20 protein-coding genes and 2 tRNA genes are annotated in these 24,835 nt (G+C 30.2%); 13 read left to right on the top strand and 9 right to left on the bottom strand.

Annotated elements, in window-relative coordinates; translation table 11 throughout:
* The first annotated feature begins 67 nt into the window (after positions 1–67).
* Together pckA and ACN0WB_RS00385 are read left to right on the top strand one after the other, a co-directional pair.
* Positions 68–1,672, top strand: coding sequence for a phosphoenolpyruvate carboxykinase (ATP) (gene pckA, locus ACN0WB_RS00390; RefSeq protein WP_417427716.1), 1,605 nt, complete (start codon positions 68–70; stop codon positions 1,670–1,672).
* A 185-nt stretch (positions 1,673–1,857) separates the two neighbouring features.
* Positions 1,858–2,886, top strand: coding sequence for a DUF4407 domain-containing protein (locus tag ACN0WB_RS00385; protein WP_417427714.1), 1,029 nt, complete (start codon positions 1,858–1,860; stop codon positions 2,884–2,886).
* Positions 2,887–2,888: 2 nt separating this feature from the next.
* On the opposite strand, the gene aroQ is transcribed toward ACN0WB_RS00385, so the two are convergent.
* The 5 genes from aroQ to ACN0WB_RS00360 all read right to left on the bottom strand — a co-directional run bounded on the left by aroQ (position 2,889) and on the right by ACN0WB_RS00360 (position 5,299).
* On the bottom strand, positions 2,889–3,302 hold the full coding sequence (gene aroQ / locus ACN0WB_RS00380; protein WP_417427712.1) for a type II 3-dehydroquinate dehydratase: 414 nt from the start codon (positions 3,300–3,302) through the stop codon (positions 2,889–2,891).
* A 139-nt stretch (positions 3,303–3,441) separates the two neighbouring features.
* Positions 3,442–3,513 (bottom strand) — tRNA-Glu (locus tag ACN0WB_RS00375).
* A 13-nt stretch (positions 3,514–3,526) separates the two neighbouring features.
* Positions 3,527–3,781, bottom strand: coding sequence for a 30S ribosomal protein S20 (gene rpsT / locus ACN0WB_RS00370; RefSeq protein WP_417427711.1), 255 nt, complete (start codon positions 3,779–3,781; stop codon positions 3,527–3,529).
* A gap of 104 nt (positions 3,782–3,885) precedes the next feature.
* Positions 3,886–3,957: transfer RNA gene (locus ACN0WB_RS00365), tRNA-Glu, on the bottom strand.
* A 58-nt stretch (positions 3,958–4,015) separates the two neighbouring features.
* Positions 4,016–5,299 (bottom strand): N-acetylmuramoyl-L-alanine amidase, encoded by a 1,284-nt coding sequence (locus ACN0WB_RS00360; protein WP_417427709.1) that lies wholly within the window; start codon positions 5,297–5,299, stop codon positions 4,016–4,018.
* Positions 5,300–5,326: 27 nt separating this feature from the next.
* On the opposite strand from ACN0WB_RS00360, the gene ACN0WB_RS00355 reads away from it, so the two are divergent.
* The 3 genes from ACN0WB_RS00355 to ACN0WB_RS00345 all read left to right on the top strand — a co-directional run bounded on the left by ACN0WB_RS00355 (position 5,327) and on the right by ACN0WB_RS00345 (position 8,855).
* Positions 5,327–7,939: a putative LPS assembly protein LptD gene (locus ACN0WB_RS00355; protein WP_417427707.1), complete on the top strand. Its 2,613-nt coding sequence runs from the start codon at positions 5,327–5,329 to the stop codon at positions 7,937–7,939.
* A gap of 79 nt (positions 7,940–8,018) precedes the next feature.
* Positions 8,019–8,402, top strand: a complete 384-nt coding sequence (locus ACN0WB_RS00350) for a RidA family protein (protein ID WP_417427705.1) — start codon at positions 8,019–8,021, stop codon at positions 8,400–8,402.
* The gene (locus tag ACN0WB_RS00345) at positions 8,403–8,855 is read left to right on the top strand and encodes a hypothetical protein (protein WP_417427703.1); all 453 of its coding nucleotides are present in this window, start codon (positions 8,403–8,405) and stop codon (positions 8,853–8,855) included.
* Positions 8,856–8,905: 50 nt separating this feature from the next.
* Here ACN0WB_RS00345 and ACN0WB_RS00340 read toward each other — a convergent pair whose 3' ends face one another.
* The gene (locus ACN0WB_RS00340; RefSeq protein WP_417427701.1) at positions 8,906–10,441 is read right to left on the bottom strand and encodes a trypsin-like peptidase domain-containing protein; all 1,536 of its coding nucleotides are present in this window, start codon (positions 10,439–10,441) and stop codon (positions 8,906–8,908) included.
* Between the two features lie 364 nt (positions 10,442–10,805).
* Here ACN0WB_RS00340 and ACN0WB_RS00335 point away from each other — a divergent pair, with 364 nt between their 5' ends.
* Genes ACN0WB_RS00335 through ACN0WB_RS00310 form a run of 6 tightly spaced genes read left to right on the top strand, consistent with a single transcriptional unit; the run spans position 10,806 to position 18,927 of the window.
* Positions 10,806–11,312: an RNA polymerase sigma factor gene (locus ACN0WB_RS00335; RefSeq protein WP_417427699.1), complete on the top strand. Its 507-nt coding sequence runs from the start codon at positions 10,806–10,808 to the stop codon at positions 11,310–11,312.
* Positions 11,290–11,994 carry a hypothetical protein gene (locus ACN0WB_RS00330; protein ID WP_417427697.1) on the top strand — a complete coding sequence of 235 codons (705 nt, stop codon included), beginning with the start codon at positions 11,290–11,292 and terminating at the stop codon, positions 11,992–11,994. The genes ACN0WB_RS00335 and ACN0WB_RS00330 overlap by 23 nt, the downstream gene beginning before the upstream one ends.
* A 13-nt stretch (positions 11,995–12,007) precedes the next feature.
* Positions 12,008–13,300, top strand: a complete 1,293-nt coding sequence (locus ACN0WB_RS00325; protein WP_417427696.1) for a DUF4252 domain-containing protein — start codon at positions 12,008–12,010, stop codon at positions 13,298–13,300.
* Between the two features lie 2 nt (positions 13,301–13,302).
* Positions 13,303–13,815: a DUF4252 domain-containing protein gene (locus tag ACN0WB_RS00320; RefSeq protein WP_417427694.1), complete on the top strand. Its 513-nt coding sequence runs from the start codon at positions 13,303–13,305 to the stop codon at positions 13,813–13,815.
* A 39-nt stretch (positions 13,816–13,854) separates the two neighbouring features.
* Positions 13,855–16,350, top strand: coding sequence for a T9SS type B sorting domain-containing protein (locus ACN0WB_RS00315; protein ID WP_417427692.1), 2,496 nt, complete (start codon positions 13,855–13,857; stop codon positions 16,348–16,350).
* A gap of 30 nt (positions 16,351–16,380) precedes the next feature.
* Positions 16,381–18,927 carry a T9SS type B sorting domain-containing protein gene (locus ACN0WB_RS00310; RefSeq protein ID WP_417427690.1) on the top strand — a complete coding sequence of 849 codons (2,547 nt, stop codon included), beginning with the start codon at positions 16,381–16,383 and terminating at the stop codon, positions 18,925–18,927.
* Positions 18,928–18,959: 32 nt separating this feature from the next.
* On the opposite strand, the gene ACN0WB_RS00305 is transcribed toward ACN0WB_RS00310, so the two are convergent.
* Positions 18,960–21,005, bottom strand: a complete 2,046-nt coding sequence (locus ACN0WB_RS00305; RefSeq protein ID WP_417428737.1) for a prolyl oligopeptidase family serine peptidase — start codon at positions 21,003–21,005, stop codon at positions 18,960–18,962.
* Positions 21,006–21,201: 196 nt separating this feature from the next.
* Here ACN0WB_RS00305 and ACN0WB_RS00300 point away from each other — a divergent pair, with 196 nt between their 5' ends.
* The gene (locus ACN0WB_RS00300) at positions 21,202–21,381 is read left to right on the top strand and encodes a hypothetical protein (protein WP_417427688.1); all 180 of its coding nucleotides are present in this window, start codon (positions 21,202–21,204) and stop codon (positions 21,379–21,381) included.
* 152 nt (positions 21,382–21,533) lie between these two features.
* Positions 21,534–23,198 carry a 2-succinyl-5-enolpyruvyl-6-hydroxy-3-cyclohexene-1-carboxylic-acid synthase gene (gene menD / locus ACN0WB_RS00295; protein WP_417427686.1) on the top strand — a complete coding sequence of 555 codons (1,665 nt, stop codon included), beginning with the start codon at positions 21,534–21,536 and terminating at the stop codon, positions 23,196–23,198.
* Positions 23,199–23,215: 17 nt separating this feature from the next.
* Here the strand turns inward: menD and ACN0WB_RS00290 are convergent, their stop codons facing one another.
* Both ACN0WB_RS00290 and ACN0WB_RS00285 read right to left on the bottom strand, forming a co-directional pair.
* Positions 23,216–23,836, bottom strand: coding sequence for an aminotransferase class IV (locus tag ACN0WB_RS00290; protein WP_417427684.1), 621 nt, complete (start codon positions 23,834–23,836; stop codon positions 23,216–23,218).
* Positions 23,820–24,794 carry an aminodeoxychorismate synthase component I gene (locus ACN0WB_RS00285; RefSeq protein ID WP_417427683.1) on the bottom strand — a complete coding sequence of 325 codons (975 nt, stop codon included), beginning with the start codon at positions 24,792–24,794 and terminating at the stop codon, positions 23,820–23,822. The genes ACN0WB_RS00290 and ACN0WB_RS00285 overlap by 17 nt, the downstream gene beginning before the upstream one ends.
* Positions 24,795–24,835: the final 41 nt, after the last annotated feature.

The following is a 24,835-nucleotide window of genomic DNA, read 5'->3' as shown; positions in this document are numbered from 1 at the left end:
ATTTATCTTCAAAATTTATTTAGATTTGTGAAATTCGTAAATTTAAAATCTTAAACAAAAATACGCAATGAAAAATTCACATCTTAGTTCTGCTTTGCAGAAATTAGGCATCACAAGCGAACATGAAATCTCCTATAATCCGAGTTACGAAGAATTATTTCAAGATGAAATTTCGGAAAAAAATCAAGGATTTGAAAAAGGAGTGGTTACTGAAAGTGGCGCTATAGCTGTGAAAACAGGGGTTTTTACTGGTCGTTCTCCGAAAGATCGTTTTGTAGTGAAAGATGATATTTCTAAAGATACCATTTATTGGGATGGAAAAGTAAACGTCCCAACAACGGCAGAAGTTTTTGACGAATGTAAAAAATTAGTTGTTCAACAATTATCTTCTTCTAAAAAATTATACGTCGTGGATGCATTTTGTGGGACAAATCCAGACACAAGATTGAAAGTTAGATTTTTAATGGAAGTTGCGTGGCAAGCTCATTTTGTGACAAATATGTTTATTCGACCTTCTATTTATGAATTAGAAAATTTTGGTGAACCAGATTTTATCGTTATGAACGGTTCTAAAACAACCAATCCAAATTGGGAAAAACAAGGTTTGCATTCTGAAAATTTTATCATGTTTAATTTAACTGAAAAAATGCAGATTATTGGTGGAACTTGGTATGGCGGAGAAATGAAAAAAGGAATGTTTTCTATGATGAATTATTATTTGCCATTAAGAGGAATTGCTTCCATGCACTGTTCTGCAAATGTTGGTGAAGAAGGGGATGTTGCTGTATTTTTTGGACTTTCTGGAACTGGAAAAACCACACTTTCTGCAGATCCAAAAAGATATTTAATTGGTGATGATGAACACGGATGGGATGATAAAGGCGTTTTTAATTTTGAAGGGGGTTGTTACGCAAAAGTTATTGATTTATCAGAAGAAAAAGAACCAGATATTTGGCGCGCTATCAAAAGAGATTCTTTATTAGAAAACGTGGTAACTGATGAAAATGGGAAAGTAGATTTTAAAGATAATTCTATTACAGAAAATACAAGAGTTGCTTATCCAATTTATAATATTAATAAAATTGTTTTGCCTTCAAAAGCAGGACATGCAAAAAAAATAATTTATTTGTCAGCTGATGCATTTGGCGTTTTACCTCCTGTTTCAATTCTTACAGATGAACAAGCGCAATATCACTTCTTATGCGGTTACACTTCAAAATTAGCAGGAACAGAACGCGGAATTACAGAACCAACCCCTTCCTTTTCTCCCGCTTTTGGAGAAGCATTTTTGTCTTTACATCCAACAATGTATTCTAAAACATTAATTGGTAAAATGAAAGAACATAATGCAAAAGCTTATTTAGTAAATACAGGTTGGAACGGAACTGGGAAAAGAATTTCTCTAAAAGATACTCGTGCCATTATTGATGCAATTTTAGATGGAAGCATTGATAAAGCTGAAACACAAATCATTCCAGTAATGAATTTAGAATTCCCAACTTCTTTACCGAATGTTTCCGAAGGAATTTTAGATCCGCGCTTTACGTATGAAAATGCACAACAATGGGAAACTAAAGCTAAAGATTTAGCGGCAAGATATATTAAAAACTTTGAGCAATATTGTGATAATGAGGAAGGAAAAGCTTTAATTTCCGCTGGTCCACAATTATAAAATAATTTTTAAAATTTATTTCCTCAATCGTTTCGGTTGGGGATTTTTTTTGATTTAAATTTGAAATAAATACATTGTTTTACCTAATACTATTTGTAACATTGTTGCGTTATTAAATACTTATTAATTAAAATTGACATTAAAAATTTGAAACTAAAATGATTAAAAATAACCTATCACATAAAATGAATTGGTTCCAAAAAGCATTAATGGTTTGTTCAGGAGGAAATATTCATATTTTAAGAAAAACACCAAGTGAATGGAATAAATTTTCTGGTATAGGTGGAATTGTATTGTTTACCGCAGTTTTTGCATCACTTTCTGCGGGCTACGCTTTGTTTACTGTTTTTGATAATTATTTTGCCGCAGTTGGTTTTGGAATTCTTTGGGGTCTTATGATTTTTAATCTTGATCGCTATATAGTCTCTTCCATAAAGAAAACAGGAACTTGGTGGAACCAAATTTTAATGACCATTCCTCGTTTGCTTTTAGCTGGATTTTTGGGGATAATTATTTCTAAACCATTAGAATTAAAAATCTTTGAAAAAGAAGTTAACAAACAATTAAACACTATAATTCAACGAAATAAAACAGAACTTCAAAAGGAAATAAACGGCAGAATTTTACAACAATCTGGTCCTTTTGAAACCGAAAAAAAACAAATTTCTGATAAAATAGCAAGCTATCAAAAATCTTATGATTCCGCATCAGTTGAACTAGAAAAAGAAATATTAGGAAAACAAAGCGGACTCACTTCTGGGAAAGTTGGATTTGGAAGCAACGCCAAGCGAAAAGCACAATTAAAAGAACAACGCCTCAAAGATTTAGAAAATTTTCAAAAACTATCTGCGCCCAGATTGACTTATTTAGACAAAGAAATTTCAAAAGTTTATACAAATATTGAAAAAGAGCGCGGAAAAACCGAAAAATTCGAGGACAAATACAATGGTTTTGCGGCACGTTTACAAGCATTAGATGAACTGGGGAAAAATTCTGCAATTATTGCCACAGCTGCTGCTTTTATTATGGGCTTGTTTATCACATTGGAAATTTCTCCCGTTTTGATAAAATTAATTTCTTCAATTGGTCCCTATGATTATCTATTAGAAAAAACAGAGAATGATTTTAGACTTTATTCAAAAGAAAAAATTGAAAAAGGTAACGCAGAAACAGATTTTAGAATTGAGGATTTTAAAAGGAAATTTCCAAAATAGAATTATTTTTTCAATAAACTTAAAATTGCCAAACGATAACCTTCCAAACCAAAACCAGAAATAATTCCATTGCTTACAGCTGCAGTAACAGATTTTTGCCGAAATTCTTCACGTTGATAAATGTTGCTAATATGAACTTCTATTTTCGGTTTGATAATATTTTTTAAACAGTCGGAAATTGCGTAGGAATAATGCGTGAAAGCGCCCGGATTAATAATAATGGATTCATAGTCATCTTTTTGCAAACGATTGATAATTTCACCTTCTACATTGGATTGATAATAATTTATTTCTTCATTTAAAAATTCTTTTTTCAAATTTTCTAAATAACTTTCCATAGAAACATCGCCATAAATTTCTGGTTCACGCATTCCTAAAAGATTAAGATTGGGTCCGTTTAATATTAGAATTTTCATTTTTTAATTTTAACAAATATATTAAAGAATAATTTATTTTTTATTGAATATTTAGTTTATTGAATATTTAGTTTATTGAAATTAATAAAATATCAAATAATAAAACAAAAAAAACCTTCAATTTCTTGAAGGTTTTTAGTAGCCCGTAGGGGAGTCGAACCCCTCTTTCCAGGATGAAAACCTGAGGTCCTAACCGATAGACGAACGGGCCGCGTCCATTTATTTTAAGCTAAACCGTTAACGAATTTAGTTAATTTACTTTTTAAATTTGCTGCTTTGTTTTTGTGGATAATGTTTTTCTTAGCTAATTTATCCAATAAAGCGATTACTTTTGGCAATTGCTCAGTTGCCGCTGTTTTATCTTCTTCATTACGCAATACTTTTACCGCAGATCTTGCAGATTTGTAGTAGTATCTATTGCTTAATCTTCTTACTTCTGATTGTCTGATTCTTTTCAGAGCTGATTTATGATTTGCCATATTTTCTAAAAACTTGGGTGCAAAGATATATAATTTTTTCTATTTTCAAAATCTTTTTTCAAAAAAATAAAAAAATTTACCAATGCGGATTTATTTCTTATTTGTAGCCTATAGAGGAATCGAACCCCTGTTGCAAGACCGAAAATCTTGAGTCCTTACCACTAGACGAATAGGCCAAAATTTTCTGCGTGCAAAATTAAGAAAATTAAAACATTTAAAAAAACTTTATGTTAATTATTTAAAGACTTTTTCTATAACGGTATTTTTTATACCTTTTTTTTCTAAATCTTTTTGGAGTTCTACGGCTTTTTCTAAAGAATTTTCTTTGCCATAAGTGTAATAAAATAGACCTTTTTCTTTATTGCGTTCCACATCTTTTAAGTTTGATAAAATGTAGGAATCACGACTCAACTTATCTTTCGAAACTAATAATTCTATTTGAAAATAACCAGTTCCTAAAGTTTGATTGGGAATAAAACCAACAGAAAATGCATTTCTAAAACCTGCATCTTTCGCTGTTTTTAGATTGTTATCACGAATTGATGCCATGTTTGTATTACTATAATAATATTTATACAGACCATTTTCTTTTATGGTAAGAATGTAATTTAAACCTTTTAGAGCGGGATCTCCTTCTTCATATTTTATAGGTGTACTCATTAAAAGAATTCTAAAATCGTTTTTGGAAGGTACTTCCGCGGGTTTCTTTGGTTCTTCGGGCACTTTTGGAGAAACATTTCCTCTTAGGTTTTTATAACTTACAATGGCGTCATAAATGGATTTTGCAACTTCATTTTGTCCTTCATCTGAAACTAAATAATGCGCTTCATCATAATTACTGATAAATCCAGTTTCCACTAAAATTGAAGGCATTGCATTCAACCGTAAAACATGCAAATCTTTTTGTTTTACGCCGCGAGATAATCTTTTATTTTTATTTGCGAAATTATCTTCTACAAAACTTCCCACAAGTTGACTGGCTTCCAAATATTTACTTTGTTGAATTTTTAGTGCAATAAGAGATTCTGGAGATTTAGGATTATAAGATGAAAAAGTTTTTTTGTCTTCTGCGTTTAAGAAAATCACATCGTTTTCTTCTTTTGCTACTTCTAAATTTGTTTTGTTTTGGTTCGGTCCTTGTACGAAAGTTTCAGTCCCATAAGGAGCGCTTCTATCATTTGCATTACAATGTATCGAAACAAAAAGATCGGCTTTATTACGGTTTGCTAAATTAGTTCTCGCCGTTAAAGAAGGATATTCATCTACAGTTCTAGTAAAAATTACTTTTATATCCTTATTTTTTTCTAAAAGTTTGCCTAATTTTAAAGTAATTCCTAATGTTACATCTTTCTCGTTAACTTGTCCAATATCAGAATATTTTCTGTTGGCTCCATAATCTGAGCCGCCATGACCCGCATCTAGGACTAAAACAAATTTTTTCTGAGCCGAAGTAAACGTAAATAATAGGAGAGAAATAAGAAAAAAACATTTGTGAATGTTAAATCTTGTTATAATCATCTTTCAATTTTAAAATTTATATTAATTTTGAGCCCAACTAACAATTTCCATCTTTTGCACAAAACTGTCTTCAAAAATATACTACTATTTTTAATTATCCTAATTTTTAACAATTTTTTAGCACAAACCGCGCCGAAAAATCTGTCACAAAAAAAGGTAATTACTGATACTTTAAAAGTAAAGGATACTTTAGTTGTGAAAGAACAGCTAGAAGATATTGTGCAATCTAAAGCAGAAAATATCAGAAATGATTTGCCCAAAAAAATGACCTATCTTAATCGGAAAGCGCAAGTAAAATATCAAAATTTACAAATAGATGCAGATTACATAAGCATCGATTGGAAAAAAGGACTTGTTTTTGCGCGCGGAGAATTAGATTCTTTAGGTAAAATAAAAACTCCTGTTATAACAACACAAGCTGGGAAAAAATATGAAACAGACCAATTTTCTTATAACTTAAAAACCAAACAAGCCATTGCTTTTAATGCAAGAACAGAAGAAAGTGAAGGCGTAATTGTCGCTCAAAAAACCAAGAAATACAATGATTCTATTTTCTTTATGAGACAAGGAAAATATACCACAGACGACTATTTTATTAAGAAAAAAGACACCGCCGCAGATTATTATTTGCTCGCTCCAAATATTAAATTAATTAAAGGCAAACAAAGTTCACAAGTAATTACAGGACCCATTCAGCTTTATATAGAACAAGTTCCCACGCCATTAATTTTACCTTTTGCAATTCTTCCGTTTTCCGACAAAAGATCTGCGGGAATTTTAATTCCAAGTTTTGGAGAAAGACAAGATGTAGGATTTTTCTTAAATGGTCTCGGTTATTATTTACCAATAGGTGATCATTTTGATTTAAAAATCCTTGCAGATTTATATACAAAAGGCAGTTATAATTTTAAACCTGAACTTAATTATAAGAAAAACTACCGCTATTCTGGAAATTTTTCTGCGGATATTGGAACAACAATTCGTGGGATAAAAGGTTTAGATGATTATTCAAAATCTGGAACTTATAGAATTTCTTGGCGACATCAACAAGATACAAAAGCCAATCCGATGCTTACTTTTTCTGCATCTGTAGATATTGTAAGTACGAAATTTTATAATAATACTGTAAATAATAATTATATTTTTAATCAAAATGTTTTAAATACACAGCAAAATTCTACAATAAGTATAGTAAAACGTTTTCTAAAACTTCCGATTACAATTACAGGAACCGCATCTTATTCACAAAATTTTTCTACCGGTTTAACGGATATTCGTTTGCCACAAATGAATGTTGCAATCAATCAATTTTATTTATTAAAATCTAAAACTGGAGTTAGACAAGGTTTATTAGAAAATATTACTGTAAATACCGGTTTGAATATTAACAATTATGTTTCTGCACCGCAAAGTGAATTATTTACAAAAGCTATGTTTGATAAATTGCAAACAGGAATTAAAAATAACATACAACTTGCAACCAATACAACTGTAGCAAAGTATTTTACTTTTTCCCTTTCTGCAAATATTGATAACGCTTTAACAACCAAAACTTTAACAAAATATTATAACCCAATTACTAATTTGGTAGAAAACAATTTGAACAGAAAAATTGCGGGATATTCTAGTTTTTCTGCAGGAGCAAGTTTGCAAACCACTTTGTATGGACAGAAAAATTTCGCAAAAGGAAGTACAATTCAAGCCATTAGACATGTAATTACGCCAAGTTTAAGTTTTAGTTATTCCCCAGATTTTAGTGAGCCGAAATATGGATATTATAAAAATTATTATAATAATCGTGGAGAATTAACGCCGTATTCTATTTTTGATGGCGGTATTATTGGAGCTCCCAATTCTGGTTTAGTAGAATCGGTGGGTTTTAGTATTGGAAATAATATTGAAATGAAAGTAAAATCTAAAACAGATTCTACAGGAACGAAAAAAGTGAAAATTTTTGAAAATTTAAATATTTCTGGTAATTATAATTTTGCCGCCGAAAAATATAAATGGTCGGTTTTTAGTATCAGTGGACAATCTTCTTTCTTTAATAATAAATTAAATCTGAATACCAGTTTGACTTTAGAGCCTTACGAAATTCTTTTTGAACCAGGAAAGGATGAAGGAATTAGAACAGAAAATTTCGGGCATTTTAGTTTGCAAGGTTTTAATATTCAATTAAGTTATCCTCTAAGTTCTGAGATTTTTGGTAAAAAGAAAGACTACGCAAAATTATATAAAACAAAAGGTGAAATACGAAACGAGAATTATTATTTTGATGAGCAAAATTATGCTCATTTTGATCAACCTTGGACTTTAAATATTAATGCCAATTACGCTTACACAAGAAATTTAACCAAGTTTGGTCAAAAAGTGGCATCCATTGGTTTAGATGGAAGCATCAAATTAACACCATACTGGAATATTACCGGAAGTACAAATTATGACGTAGTTTCTAAGCAATTAGCTTACACAAGAATTGGTTTTTCTAGAGACCAAAGAAGTTTTACTATTAATTTTAATTGGGTTCCTTTTGGACAATATAAAGTTTACGATTTTTTCATTGGTATAAAAGCCGATATCTTGAAAGATGCCGTGAAATATAAAGACAGAAGTTTTACACAACCAAATGCACCATTTTAATTAATTTAAATTGACGCTTTAGAACTAATATTTTATATTTGCGCTATTATAAATTCTTTTAAAGAAAAATATTTTAATTATGCCGAAGAAAATTATCTCTACACAGTTTGCACCAGCTGCCATTGGACCTTATTCCCAAGCAAATTTCGCTAACGGAATTCTTTATATTTCTGGTCAAATCCCTGTAGATCCCGCTTCTGGGAAACTTGTAGAAGGTATTGTGAAAGAAACGCATCAAGTGATGAAAAATTTGAAAGCAGTTTTAGAAGAAGCGGGAATGACTTTCAGAAACGTAGTAAAAGCCACTATTTTTTTAAAAAATATGGATGATTTTGCACAAATGAATGAAATTTATGCTTCTTATTTAGAAGAAGATTCTTATCCGGCGAGAGAAACTGTACAAGTTTCTTGCTTACCAAAAAATGTTGATATAGAAATTTCTATGATTGCACATCAAGATTAAATGAATTTTTTAAGAAATACTTTTGCCGTAATTGTTGGGCTTTTGGTGGCAGGATTTATCATTACTTTGGGTATTAGATTAAATCCTTCTTGGATAAATTATGACCAACTTACGCCGTTTCAACAATGGGATAGTTTGCTGAAATCTGTTCAACACAAACCTTACTTTTTTGTTGTATTGCTTATTTCTACAGGTGTTGCTTCCACTGTTGGAGGCGTAATTACCGCAATCATTGTGAAATATGCGAAAGTAGCTTATGCAATTTTGATAGGTTTTATTTTATTATTTTTAGCGATGTTGGATATTATTATTTTCCCTTATCATCCAACGTTTTATAAAATTACTATTTTTCTTACTTTTTTTCCTTTTGCTTGGATGGGTGGGAAAATTACAGAAGTTATTTATGAGCGAAAAAAGAAACTCAAAATAAAATCTTTAATTAAGAAGAAATAAAAAACGCAACATTTGGAGTTGCGTTTTTTTTGATTTAATTATAATATTTATTACGGCATTTTAAAACCACGAGTATAAATCCTTCCAAATCCATCAACATATTTCACAGAAACATTTCCTTTGAAATTTTTCAAAATGTTTTCAATGTCTTTTTGAGAATTTACGGGTTTGCCATTAATTTCCATTATTACGTAATTATCTTGAACTCCAATTTTTGAAAGTTCACCACCTTGCACCGTATTTTGTACTAAAACTCCACTTTCTAAGCCATAATCAGTTTTTACTTTATCGCTTAAACTTTGAAATTCTGCTCCAATTTTTTCTGGAACACTCAGATCTGCTTTACTTCTTGCAGAAGTTCCACCATTTTTATCTTTTAAAGTAACGGTTGCAGAATATTCTTTGCCTGCTCTTTTGTAAGTTACAACCACTTTGTCGCCTGGTCTTCTACTTCCAATCGCAACAGATAAATCAGAAAAGCTTAAAATATTTGCATTATCTACTTTTGTAATAATATCTCCTGGTCTTATTCCTGCATCTTCTGCTCCACTTTTTCCTTCAACGCTTACTACATAAATACCGGTTCCAGTTTTTATATTTGTTTTTTTCTCTTGATTATATCCTGCCACTTGTCGATCGTCTGATAAATCTAGTGAACTTACACCTAAAAAGCCGCGTTGTACAAGACCATATTTTTTTAAATCTTCTACTACTTTGTGAGCTAAATTTGAAGGTACCGCAAAACCGTAACCTTCATAATAACCCGTATTGGAAGAAATTGCAGAATTAATTCCAATTAAATCTCCATTAGTATTTACTAAAGCACCACCAGAATTTCCTGGATTAATTGCAGCATCTGTTTGTATAAAACTTTCAATGGGTGTTTTACTTTGTTGTTGAAGTAAATTAATACTTCTTCCTTTTGCGGAAATAATTCCAGCTGTAACTGTAGAATTTAAACCAAGTGGATTTCCCACGGCTAAAACCCATTGCCCAACTTCTACATTATCAGAATTGGCAAAATTTAAATAGGGTAATCCACTTTCATCTATTTTTAATAATGCAATATCTGTATTTGGATCACGTCCAATTAATGTTGCAGTATAACTTTTTTGATTAGAAAGTACTACTTCTAATTTATTTGCTCCTGCAACCACGTGGTTATTAGAAATAATGTAACCGTCAGATGAAATAATTACCCCAGAACCTAAACTTGTAGGCATATTTTTTGGTGGTTGTTGTCTTTGTTGAGGTTGTTGTCTTTGTCTTCCACCAAAAGGATCTAATCCGCCCCCAAAAAACCAATCAAACATATCTTGGTTAGAAGAGTTATCTGGCGAATTTGTTTGATAATTTTTTATTGTAACAACAGCCGGAACTGTCATTTTCGCAGCGTTTACAAAATCTTCACTTGCACCTGCCGTATTCATCGAAGCAAATCTCGCATCTTTGCTGGAATTATGAAAGTAACTGTAATCTGAATTACTTGCAGATGGACTGAAATAATTAATTGCACCAAAAGTGGTACCCGCTGAAATTACTCCCACAATTGCAAGAGGTAATAATTTTTTTAAACTGTTCTTCATTTTTTTTCTTTCTTAGTTTATGATTTTATTATTCAAAATTACTAATAAATTGGTAGCATAAAAAGCGCCCTTGTTTCACTTTTAACTATACTTTAACAAGAATTATGCAATTTTAAAACTTATTGTAGATTTTCATAATTAAATTAAGAATATTTAGCATAATAAAAATTTTAATTTTTAAAAGTTTTTGTCATTCCGTAGGAATCTCAACAGTTTAGATTCCTACGGAATGACAAACATTTGTTTTCTTGGGACTCAATATTTATTACCAACTTATTTAAATAAATTTCGAAGAAATTACTTTATTTTAATTTAGATGTAATAAAACTTTATCTTTAATTGTCTTAATATTAGAAACTAAACTATGACTTTACAAACATTTGAAACCTCGGTTTTTTCTTTGAAAGATGAAATGTACCGCTTTGCAAAAAAGATTTTGCAGAGTTCAGATGAGGCCGAAGATTTAGTACAAGATTTATTATTAAAATTTTGGCAGAAAAAAGAAGAACTTTTGCAATATGCAAATTTGAAATCCTATATTTTAAAATGTGTGAAAAATGATTGTCTAAATAGATTAAAACACCATCAAGTAAAAATGAATTTTGCAGAAATAAAACTTCACACTTCAGAAGAATTTACTATGGAAACTAATAATCTTAAAGATTTTATTCTAAAATATATTAGTGAATTACCAGAAAAGCAACGCCTCGTAATCCACTTAAAAGATGTAGAAGAGCACGAAATTTCTGAGATTGCGGAAATTTTGGAAATGGAAGAAAATGCAGTTCGAGTTAATCTAATGAGAGCTCGTCAAAAAGTAAAAACACAAATCACTCAACTAATGAATTATGAACACAGAACAATATCATAAGTTGCTCCAAAAGTTTTACGACGGAGAAACGAACAAATCTGAGGAAGAATTATTAAAAAATTCTGAACATCTTTCTGCAGAAGAATCATTGTATTTTGAAACTTTAAAAGTAGGAAAAGCAGAAAAATCTAAATTAAATTTTAGTGAATTCATAGCTTTAGCTGAAGATAAAAAAGTAATTCCAATTTCAACAAAATCTTCTAATTTTAAATGGATTTGGATGGCCGCAAGTTTAGTTTTAATATTTTCTCTCGCTGCTTATTTGTTTATTAATCAAGAAAATTCTACGGAAAAAATTAAAAATCAAATTGCAACAGCAGATATTTATAAAAAAGAAAAAGTTGAAATAATGCAGGAGAATACTTACGAACCTGTAGAAGTAATAAGCAAACCAGAACTCATAAAAATAGCAAATAATCAAAATATTTTAGATGATATTTTACCCAAAAAATCTCGAATGAAAAAACGAGTTATAAAAAGATATGTAGAAAATTCCAAACCAGAAAAATTAAAAAATAAGCCAGAATATGAAAGCGGTTACGTCATTATTAATGGTCACAAAATCACCAATGAAAAAGATGCGATCGACGTTACAAAATATTCTTTCCAAATTTTAGCAAACAATGTAAACCGAAGTATTGATCAAACGGACGTTATAAATACATTAAATTTTGACAATTAAATTTTAAAAAATCATGAAAAAAACACTATTATTATTCGTAATTATCTTTGGTGCAGTTGTAAATATGTCCGCTCAAAGAGAAAAATTAGACCAACTTTTTGATCGATATCAAGATTCTGAAGGCGTTACGTCTATTAAGATTTCTAAACCAATGTTCAGTTTATTGAATAAATTAAATTTAGAAGAAGGAGAGTTAGACCAAATAAAACCTTTATTAAGTAAAATAAATGGTTTGAAAATATTAATAATTGAAAAACCAAACGGTAAATCTTCAGATGGCAAAAGCGTAAAATCAAACTTAAATTATTCGGGAATACAAACAGATATTTCTTCCATATTAAAAACTTTGAAATATGAAGAATTAATGTCTGTAAACAGCAAAGACAATAAAATTAAATTTCTTTCGGCCGGCGCAAAAGATGGAATTTTAAATGATTTGTTACTTAATATTTCATCAGATGACAATACGGTTTTAATGATGCTCGATGGGAAAATTTCTATGGAAGATGTGAATAAATTAGTAAATGAAACCCAAAATGGAACATTCAATTTTTCTGGAGATGTTTCTAGTTCATCTACAAATTCTTCTTCCTCTTCAAAAGTGATTAATCGTAATTCAGAAGAAAGAAATTTAGAAAGTTTCACAGGTATCGAAGTTTCCTCCGGAATTAAAGTAAATTTCACACAAGGCGATAAACAGGAAGTTCGCGTGGAAACCGATGCAGATAAATTGCAATATATTTCTACCGTTGTACAAGGAAATACTTTAAAAATATCTATAAATAATCCGTCAAATAAAAATTTAAAGTTTAATAAAATCTTTGTGAATGTTGTTGCTCCAGAACTCAATAAAATTCTGACAACTTCGGGTTCAAGTTTTGTAATTTTAAATACTTTAAAAGGAAACCAAATTAATATAGAAACAACTTCTGGTTCACTTTTAAACGGAGATTTTGATATAAAAAATAACGCAAATATTTCCACTACTTCTGGTTCTAACTTAAATGCAAACATAAAGGTTGCCCAATTAAATTTTGAGGGAACAAGCGGAAGTAATGCAACAATTAACGGAAAAACTTCGCAAGCAAATTTTAAAATTACAAGTGCCGCAAATTGTAATGCGCAAAATCTTGAAGTTCAAAATGCAAATACAAAAGTAACTTCTGCGGGAAATTTATCTGTAAATGTTTCTGTAGAATTAAAAGCCGAAGCTTCATCTGGCGGTAAAATTCGCTACAAAGGAAATCCTTCAAATATTGAGAGCAACATTAGTAAAATTTCTGGCGGTAAACTTGTAAAATTCTAATTATGAACCTGAAATTTATTTTAAAACTTACCTTATTTTCAGTTTTCTTTTTTTTATTTCAATCTTGTATTGTTTCTTCAAAACCAAATATTGCTTATTTTAAAGGAGCAAAAAGCACAAATTCTAAAGCGGAATTTACCAGTGTAAACTTGCCTTTATTTTTAGCAAAACCGATGATTAAAAAGGCTTTACGAAGTGAGGGAGATAAAAATGCCCAAGAAATCATTGCAATAATTAAAAAAATCTCGAAAGTAAAAATTCTCACCGTAGAAAATGGCGATGAAACACTTGTGAAAAATTTCGCTTCTTATCTCATAAATAATAATTATGAAGATTGGGTTTCAATTAAGCACGACGGCGAAAATGTTAATATAAAAGCCCAACAAAATGGAGATTTTATTAAGAAATTAATGTTGACTGTAAATTCTGGAAACGAGTTGGTTTTTATAGATATCCGTGGGAAGTTTACGCCAGAAGATATAAGTAATTTGATAAATGCTGCAAATAAAAATTAATTATTTGTAAGTTTTTAAAAATGAAATATCTTTACGCAGATGTTTCGACACAAAATTTTATTTTTAATTCTAATCTTTCTCAGTTTTTCTGCAAAAGCACAACTAGATTTAGAACATTGGTTTCCTCCTGTTTTTAGTTCAGGTGGAAATGTTAATCAGTTTTATATTTATTTATCTACCGATAAAACAACACCATTTAATGTAAAAATTTATAGTGATAATCAAGAAATTGGTTCGGTAATGCTTAGTAAAAGTCAGCCCGTAAGTTATCAACTTCAAAATTATCAATTAATTTATCTTACGGCAGAACGTTTAACGATGACGCCACAAAAATTCGGACTTCATTTAGCGGGAGAAAAAAGTTTTTATGCCAGTTTGCGTATTTCTGGGACGCCTTCTACTGTAATTTCATCTAAAGGAAAAACCGCACTTGGTGAAGAATTTTTTGCTGGAATGGAGCAAAATATTAAATATGGAAATCCAAGAGGTGCGATGAATTACCAAATTTCTGTAATGGCAACTCAAGATAATACACATGTAAAACTTTCAAATTATGATAATCGCGTCGTGTTTGCAGATAAATCTACAGCCGATGAACTCAATTTTACTTTAAACAAAGGAGAATCTTACATGATTGTTGCACTCAAAAAAGATGCAGATCCAATGTTGGGAATTGATGATTTTGAAGCCAATTTAATTGGAGCAAAAATAACTTCAGACAAACCCATCGTTGTAGATAATGGAAATTTTGAAAGTCATTATTTTGGAGAAACCGATGCAGATATCACAATGGATCAGGTGATTCCTACCTCAAAAATTGGTAAAGAATATTTTTTAATTAGCGGAATGTCGCCGTACAAATCTCCCACCGAACGCGCATTAATTATTGCTACAAAAGACAATACCAAAGTTTTTTTTAATGACGATTCACAACCTACAAAAACTTTAAATTCTGGAGAATATTTTTTCACTGCGCCTTATCTTCCAGTAAAATTTATTAAAGGAAATATTCCCAATTATATAATTTATGGTAAAACAGTAGAAACTGGCGGAATGTATATTAAAACATCAGAACCAGCTTATGTGTATCAAATTAGTGGAGGTTTGCTGGATGCGCCGCCGCCGAGAGCTTTAGATAGAACATTTGGACCAGAAGGAATGCTTTTGTCGTTTCCTTTAGATAAAGATTATTCGCAAGACCCACGTCAGAATTTAGAAAATTTAGTGCAAATTCCAAAAAATGATGAGATAGGAAGTAACCAATTTAATACTAAAGTTTCTGTAAAAGCGCCAAGTAATGCAAATGTGAAAATCAATGGATTTACACCGCCATTTTCACCAATTATTGGTAAACCAGGATGGTCTTATTTTACGACTAATTCTCCTGGAACGCTTAATATCACGTCTGATAAACCTTTAAATGTAGATGCAGTTGGAGGAAGAAAATTTTCTGGTTTTGGAAGTAGTTACACTGCTTTTTCTAATGATCCATTTATCATTGTTAATGGAAATTGTTTACAAGAATTCGTTTATTTAACAGTAAGTAACACACAATTTGATAAAATTCAATGGCGATTAAATGGAATTGATATTTTAGGCGCAAATTCCTCAACTTTTGAACCAAAACTTGCAGGGATTTATACTTGTGCATTAAGTTATGCGGATTTTATTTTTGAAACTGTAGGTATAAAAGTGGAAAATTGTCCTTATTCCATTTCCACAAAAGATATCGGTGATGTTTGTCCAAATTTTATGGTTAAACCAGAATTTAGTCCGCCAAATGAAAATTTTAAAATTTTTTCCACAGAGATTTTAACACAACCACAAAACGGAAAAGTAGTTTTGAATAATGGAATTTTAAATGCTACAATGAATTCTGGTTTTTCAGGAAAAGACAGATTTGTTTATAAAATTACTGCTGAAAATGATTTTTATGAAGTGGTAAAAATTGAATTTAATACTTTGTCCGGAGCAATCGCAGATTTACTTTCAGAAATCCGTCCAAAAAATATAGCCAATCGTGTTTATTTTTATAATTTACTTTCTGCGATTTTAAATTTAAATAATGAAACATTTGTTTTTTATGAAACTGAAGCTGATGCAAGAGCTGAAACAAATTCTATTTCTTTACCAGAAAATTACGAAACAGCGAATCCAACATTCGTTTTTGTGAGAGTTTTAGGGATAAATGGTTGTTTTGTAATAAAAAAAATAAATTTACTTCTTCCTTATCCGTCACCAAATGACGGCAATTTATTCCCCAATGTTTTCACACCCAATGGCGATGGTTTTAATGATGAATGGAATTATTCTGTTTTACAAACAATGGAAAATGTACAACTTCAACTTTTTGACCGCTATGGAAAATTGATTTTCAAACATACTTCTCAAAATTCTTCCTTTAAATGGAACGGACTTGGAGTGCAACAAAAAAAATTAAAAACCCAAACTTTATGGGTTGTTTACTCTTATTATGACCCAATTGTGAGAAAAATTTATCAAGGAACACAGTGGGTTTTATTAAAAAACCGGTAATATATTTTTAAAATAAATATCTTTACCATCGTGTTATACAAAAAGCTAATATGTTTATTAATTATTTTTTACAGTTTTTCTGTAAAAGCACAACTTGATTTAGAACATTGGCTTGCTCCGATTAATTGGTTTCCAAGAGAAGGTGGAACTCCACAGCTTTTTGAAAGTAAAATCTATCTTTCAACTCCGCACGAAACTCCTTTTTTAGTAAAATTATTTGACGGAGATACAGTTATCGCAAGTTTTATGCTCAGTAAATCTACGCCAATCATTTATGATTTAAGTTCTGATGTGTATTTTACTGGGGATAAATTTTTATTTCAGCCAATCACTCGCGGATTGCACATAGCCGGCGCAAATAGTTTCTATGCGAGTTACAGAATTTCTAGCGATTTGGGAGAAGAGATAATTACATCCAAAGGAAAAACAGCAATCGGAAAGCATTTTTTTATTGCAGCAGCACCTTTTTATGTTGATGAAAAACCCATAGCTACTTTTTTTACAAGCATTTATGCCACAAAAAATAATACAAAAGTAACTGTAAACAATAAACAAAATCGGATTATTTTCGCTGACGGACAAAAGCATTCTCAGTTTTCTTTTACATTAAATAAAGGTGAATCTTATTCTTTAAAAGTAGGAGCAAAAGATAATTATAGTTACGATCCCGCAGATATTCCTTATGCTTTTAGCAATGACGTTTTTAATGAATACATCGGTGATGAAATAATTGCAGATCAGCCAATAGCAGTTGTAAATGGAAATGATAGAGGACAAGTAGCTTTTGATCAATCTTATAATACTTTATATGACCAAGCGCTTCCTGTAAAGAGTTTAGGACAAGAATATTTTGTAAGGAATGGTTTTTCTACACCATTTGGAAGTTCTGAAGGAGCATTAATTATTGCTACGGAAGATAATACAAAAGTATTTTTTAATAATGAAACAACTCCAATTATTTTAAATAAAGGACAATATTATACTACCATTTTAAGCAGACCACAAAAATTTATAGAACATGATGCAACAAATGTAGATATAGCTAGAAATCTCGGTTTGTATATAAAATCGTCCGCAAAAGTTTATTGTTATCAATTTACTGCAGGAAGTCCAAATCAATATAAAGGCAGCTATTTTGCAACCTATTGTCAAAGTATGAGTTTGGTTTTACCTTTAGATATTTCACTTCCAGGAACTGTAGATTTTGTGCCAAAATTTTCTAAAATTGGTCTTAAAGTAACTTTAGATTCGAGGATAAATATTTTTTTACCAACGGGTCAGATTCCTAAAATTAATGATGTTGCTGTGAATTCTTCTACTGGACCATTTAATATTAAAGGAACGGATTTATACAAATATTTTCAAGTAAAGATTCCAAAGAACACATTAGATAATTTAAAAGTTTCAGCTAATTCTGGTTTGGTTTTAAATATTATAAATGGGCATGAAAGAATTGCAGCGTTAGATTTTGAAGATACAAAAGGGTTTTCAAGTTTTTACACCGGTTTTTCTAACGATCCTTATATAATTAAACAAGGAAATTGCATACAAGAAGAAGTTTTATTGTCATTAAATAATGTAGATTTTGAAGGTTTTCAATGGCAATTAAACGGCGTCGATATTCCAGGTGCAAATTCCCCAACTTATATTCCCAAAATTGCAGGTTCTTACACTTGCGTTTTGTCTTATTCTACTTTCACTTATACCACAAAACCAATTATTGTAGAAGATTGTCCTTACGCAGTTTCTACTACTAATTTAGGAAATATTTGTGCAAATTTTACAGTTACGCCAAAGTTTACACCACCAAATGAAAATTTAAATTTCACTAAAGTAGAAATTTTAACACAACCGAATTTTGGTTCCGCAATAATTGATAATAATAAAATTAACGTAAAAAATAATGTTGGTTTCTCTGGTAATGATAGATTTGTTTATAGAATTACCGCAGCAAATGGTTTTTATGAAACCGTAAAAGTGGAGTTTTCTATTCTCTCTGCACCAATTGCCGATATAAAATCTGAAATTTTAAATGAAAATTTTGAAGATCCAAATTATATTTACAATTTAAATTCTGCTATAAATAATACAAATGGGGAAAGTTTTCATTTTTATCTTACAGAATCTGACGCAGAAAATGAAGTGAATGAAATTTATAATTTAATTGCCTTTTCTACAAATAATCCCAATGAAGTTTTTGTAAGAATTAAAACATCAAATGGCTGTTTTACTATTAAAAAAATCATTCTTTTAAAAAAAATACCCATTCCACCAGAACCTACTGAAGATGTTAAATTACCAAATGCTTTCACTCCAAATGGAGACGGAATAAACGATGTTTGGGATTATTCTCTTTTAAAAGAATCTTCTGATTTAAAATTAATAATTTTTGATCGTTTCGGTAAAAAAGTATTTGAAAGAAAAAGCGATTCAGAAGATTATTTCTGGGATGGAAAAAATGAAATTCAACGTCCACTTCCAACCGGTTCTTATTGGGTTTCTTATTCTTTTAATTTAAAAAACGCTTCTGAAAAGATTTCAAAAAGTATGTGGATTCTTTTAAAGAATAGAAATTAAAAAGCCGATTGAAATTTCAACCGGCTTTATATTTATTTTAATTTTCTAATTCCCATTTCATAGAGCGCGAAACTGAGTAAATCTCCATTTTCACCTATTACTTGGTCTGTAGATTTTCCTGCGCCGTGTCCTGCATTGGTTTCAATTCTTATTAAGACTGGATTATTACATGATTGTTTTTCTTGCAAATTTGCTGCAAATTTAAAAGAGTGCGCCGGAACAACTCTGTCGTCATGATCACTTGTAATTACCATTGTCGCAGGATAACAAACGCCTTTTCTCACATTTTGAACCGGCGAATAAGATTTTAAATATTCAAACATTTCTTTAGAATCTTCTGCCGTTCCATAATCGTAACTCCAACCAGCTCCTGCTGTAAATTTATTGTAACGCAACATATCTAAAACGCCTACTCCTGGAAAAGCTACTTTTGCTAAATCTGGTCGCATCGTCATTGTAGCTCCAACTAATAATCCGCCATTTGAACGGCCAGAAAGTGCCATAAAATCTTTAGAAGTATAACCTTTGTTTTGTAAATATTCTCCTGCTGCAATAAAATCTTCAAACACATTTTTCTTATTCATTTTCGTTCCTGCATCGTGCCATTTTTTCCCATATTCTCCACCTCCACGAATATTTGGTACAGCGTAAATTCCACCATTTTCCATCCAAATTGCATTTACCGAAGAAAAAGCGGGTGTAATACTAATATTAAATCCACCATATCCGTATAAAATAGTTGGATTTTTACCATCCATTTTTAAGCCTTTCTTATAATTAATCATCATCGGAATTTTTGTACCATCTTTTGACGTGTAAAAAACTTGTTCAGAAACAAAATCATCTGGATTAAATTTTACTTTTGGTTTTTGGTAAACTTCAGATTTACCTGAGTCGGCGTTAAATTTAAAAGTCGTTCCAGGTGTGATGTAATTGGTAAAAGAATAATATAAATCTTTCTCTTTTTCTTTGCCACTAAATCCACTTGCAGTTCCTTTTCCTGGAAGCGAAATGGTTCTAATTAATTTCCCATTATAATCAAATTGATCAATACTTGTTAAAGCATCTTTCATATAATTTGCAAAAATATAACCGCCGCCTGTGGAAACAGAAAGTACGTTTTCAGTTTCTGGGATTACGTCTATCCAAACTGTTGGAGAATTAATATTAAATTTCACCAACCTCATATTTGGCGCATCTTTGTCGGTCATTGCATAAATAAAATCGCCTTTTGTATCTACAACATTTGTATTAAAATCGTAGCCTTTTTGGATGGGAATAAAATCCGTATTATTTTTTAAATCTTTTATATAAAGTTCATTTCCATTGGTTGCATTAGATGCACTTAAAATTTCATAACGTTCGTCATCAGAAACGCCAATTCCCATATAACGTCTTTTAAAATCTTCACCACCAATAATGAGTTTATCTTCACTTTGTTTCGTTCCTAATTTGTGAAAATAAACTTTGTGAGTATCCGTTTTTGCAGTTAATTCGCTGCCATTTGGTTTGTCATAACTGCTGTAGAAAAATCCTTCTTCTCCCAACCAAGATGCTCCAGAAAATTTTACATCGATAATCGTTTCATCAATTTTCTGTTTTGTATCTGCATTTAAAATAATTATTTTATTCCAATCAGATCCACCTTCGGAAATAGAATAGGCTACTAAATTTCCTTTTTTATTAAATGAAATTCCCGCCAAAGAAGTTGTTCCATCTGCAGAAAATTTATTGGGATCTAGAAAAACTTCTGTTTTACCGTTTTTATCTGTTCTGTAGATTACAAATTGTGCTTGCAAACCATCATTTTTGTAGAAGTAAGTAAAATTTCCTTCTTTAAATGGCGCACCAATTTTCTCATAATTCCAAATGTTTTTCAGTTCTGATTTAATCTTATCACGAAAAGGAATTTTTGAAAAATAATCTTTTGTAAATGCTGCTTCACGTTTTACCCAATCTTTTGTATCTTCCGAGCGATCGTCTTCAAGCCATCGGTATGGATCTTCTACAAGTGTTCCAAAATAAGTGTCGGAATGTTCGATTTTTTTTGTTTCAGGATAATTTAATTTTGTCTGCATAGTTTGTGCGACGCAAGATGTGGCAATTAATACCGAAAATGCGTTAAAAATAAAAGGTGTTTTCATTGAGTAGAGATTTTATCAAAAGTAGGAATTTAAAAGCATTTGAAAAAATATTGTTTTAACAAACTTTAATAATCTCTGCAGTAAAAGGGAACATTATTTGTATCTGAGTTTGCAATAAAATTAAAAAAATATGAAAAAGGAAACCACCATTTTACTTGCAGGAAGTTTTGGCATTTTTGCCGTTTTAGGAATTATTGCAGTAAGAAAGTTTTTGAAAAATAAAAGATATAAAGAATATTATCATCATTTTAAAGCTTTGCAAGAAAGCCAATCTGCAGATGACGGAATTGAATATTTTGCTTTAAGATAAAATAAATTTTTAAGTTTTATAATTCCAGCTTTTTAAAAGTTGGATTTTTTTGTTTTAGTTTTATAAAATCTAGGTTTTATTTTAAAACTTATCAAAATTCAGTTTAAGCAAATTCTTATTCCTATTTTTGTTGATTAATTTTACAATTTCAAATGAAGCAGTTTTCGTCCAAAAGAAGCATACAATTATTAGGACATATTTTAAAATCTTACGGAATTGAAGATATTATAATCTCTCCAGGTTCGCGAAATGCACCACTTGCAATTCACTTTTCAGAACTTGATGAATTTAATTCTTATAGTATTGTAGATGAAAGAAGTGCGGCTTTTGTAGCTTTAGGAATGGCGAAAAATATTAAAAAACCTGTGGCAATAACTTGTACAAGCGGTTCTGCTTCAGCTAATTATTATCCAGCAATAACAGAAGCTTTTTATTCTAATATTCCACTTTTAATTTTAACCGCAGATCGACCTTCCAATTATATCGATATTTTTGATGGACAAACTATCCGTCAAAAAGAAATTTATAAAAATCATTCTTACGGAGATTTTCAGCTTTTAGAAGATTCAAAAGAAAATTCTGAAACTGAAAATTTTGATATTATTAAAAAAGCCGTGGAACTTTGTATTGAAAAACAAGGTCCAGTTCATATTAATATTCCTTTGGAAGAACCACTTTATGAATTGGTTTCCGAAATGCCTGTTTTTTCTACCGTTGAAAAAACCATTCAAAAAAAACCTTTTGAAATTTCTTCTAATTTAATTGCAGAATGGCATTTGTCTAAAAGAGTTTTAATTTTAGTTGGAACGCGAGATTACAGTGAAGAATTGGAAATGCAATTGACACAATTTGTGAAAAATCACAGCGTAGTGGTTTTAAGTGAAGTAAATTCTAATCTTAAACACGACAAATTTTTCTCACACATTGATCGCTATATTTTCAATTTTACTGAAGAAGATATTAGAATTTTTGCCCCCGATTTATTGATTACAATTGGGCAAAATGTAGTTTCTAAAAAAGTAAAATATTTCTTGCGACAGGCAAAACCAAAAAATCATTGGCACATAGATCCGTTTTGGCAACCCGATACTTTTTTCGCATTAACGGAAAAAATTGAAACAAAACCAGAAACATTTTTTGGAAATTTTATAAATAAAATAAATCTTGAACCGCAAGCTTATTATAATTTATGGGATAATCTGCGAGATAAAAAAGACTTAAAACATATAGAGTTTTGCAATAAAATTGGATTTTCGGATTTTAAATTATTTGAAAATTTAGCACAGAAAATTCCGCAAAATTATAATATCCATTTTAGCAATAGTTCTGTGATAAGATATGCGCAATTGTTTCATTTTACACAAAAAAATATTTACTGCAACCGCGGGACAAGTGGAATTGATGGTTCAACTTCTACGGCAATGGGATTTGCAATGAAAAGTAAAAATCCCACGGTTTTAGTAACCGGCGATATTAGTTTTTTCTATGATATTAATGGTTTATGGAATCAATATATTCCGCCTTATGTGCGAATAATTATATTTAATAATGGCGGCGGAGATATTTTTAAAATCATTCCGGGTCCAGATTCTACCAATGCTTTAGATGAATTTATTTTGACAAAACACAACAGAACTGCAGAACTTTTAGCAAAAGATTTTGGATTTTCTTATTTTAAAGTAGAAGATGAATTGACTTTGGAGCGTGTTTTAGAACAGTTCTTTTTGCCAGATTCTAAACCGAAAATTTTAGAAGTGGATACAAAAGAAATCGAAAATGCACAGATTTTGAAGAATTATTTTTCGGAGATGAAATAGGGATTTAACCAAAAATATTATCCTATTTCCTGCGACGTTTCGGGAAAATTTTCTATAATTTCTATTGGATAAATAATTTCCTCAAAACCAATCATCGCATTTATCATTTGGAAATGAGAAAATTCTTTCAAATTTTGAAGATTTATTTCTGTTTCTTTCACTTTTTTAGATTTTAAAAGTGCTTGTCTTTGCACGCCATTCAGCAAAAATGTATTTGGAGTAAACCATTGTTTTCCTTTTAAAAATAAAAGATTAGCGTAAGAAGAATCTGTAATGTGGTTATTTTTTACGATGATAATTTCTTCAGATTTTGCTTTATTTTTCATCATATCAAAGATTTTGCGATCTTCAAATTTGAAAGAATAATCGAGTGTATTATTTTCTACTAAAGAAATTTGATTGAGTGTAGAATAAGCGTAAGGAATAACGCCAGTTTTGAATTTTGAATTTAAATCATAAACAATTCTTAACTTGTAAAGTCCATCTTCATCATGTTCCAAATCTTTAAAAATTTTAGCTAGATCTAAAAGATTTTCTTTTCCAAAATGTTTAAAAGTCTCATTTACACGCTTTTGATGAAGGTCTAAATTATAAATTTCTTGGTCTTCTATCTTAATGCTTTCAATGAATTGGGACATATATTTTATTTTTCATTTCTTGATATTCGTCGGCTAATTTACTCAAATGTGTGATTCCACCGCCACTTTTAAAATAAAGTTTTTCATCTTTTTTTTCTATAAATCTTATCATCACACAAGAATCTAAATTAATGCCGTCAAAATAACCACAAACTCCGGTATAAAAACCTCTTTCGTGTGTTTCTGAAGCTAAAATAATTTCTAAAGTTTTTTGTTTTGGTGCGCCTAAAATAGAACCTGCAGGAAGTAATTTTTGCAATATACTACCAATTTTATTTTGAAATTCTGGTTTCAAAGTTCCGGAAATGTCAGAACTCATGGCGTAAAGATTTTTTTGTTTGGTTTTAATAAAATCAATTCTTTGGAATTCGTCCACTTTTACTTTATCCGCAACTATTGATAAATCGTTTCGCAGCAAATCTACAACAGTGTAATGTTCTGCTTTTTCTTTGATGTCGTTTTTTAAATTTTCAATTGCATTTTCTTTCGACGCATCAATTGTTCCTTTCATCGGATGTGTAAAAATTTTTTGATTTTTTATTTCAATAAAAGTTTCGGGTGAGAAAAAAACAAAATCGTCATTTTTGCAAACTTTGTATTTTTCTTTAGCTAAATAAAAGAATTGTTGTAATGTAAAATTGCTTTCAATAGGCGTTTCACAAGTATAATTGATTAGGTAAGAATTTCCGAGTTTTAAATTTTCTTGCACTTTTTTAAAACCAATTTCGTATTCAGATTTGTTTTGTGGGAAAGATTTTAAACTTAAATTTTGAGGAATAAATTCGTCTGTTTTATTTTTAAAATGAGGAAAATCTACTAATATTTTCTCTGTCTTCAGAGAAGTTTCTTTATAGATTAAAATATTTTCTATTTTAAAATCAATCATAAAGAAAAATGGTTCACTTTTTTCGGAAAGCAAATCCATTTCAAGAAATTTATTTTTTATATTAGAAAACATTCTGCAAAAGTAAGTATTGATGTGTATTTTTGCACAAATTA

The organism is Halpernia sp., assembly GCF_048269545.1.
In the GTDB taxonomy this organism is placed as follows: domain Bacteria; phylum Bacteroidota; class Bacteroidia; order Flavobacteriales; family Weeksellaceae; genus Halpernia.
This window is presented reverse-complemented; position numbering and strand designations above follow the sequence as displayed.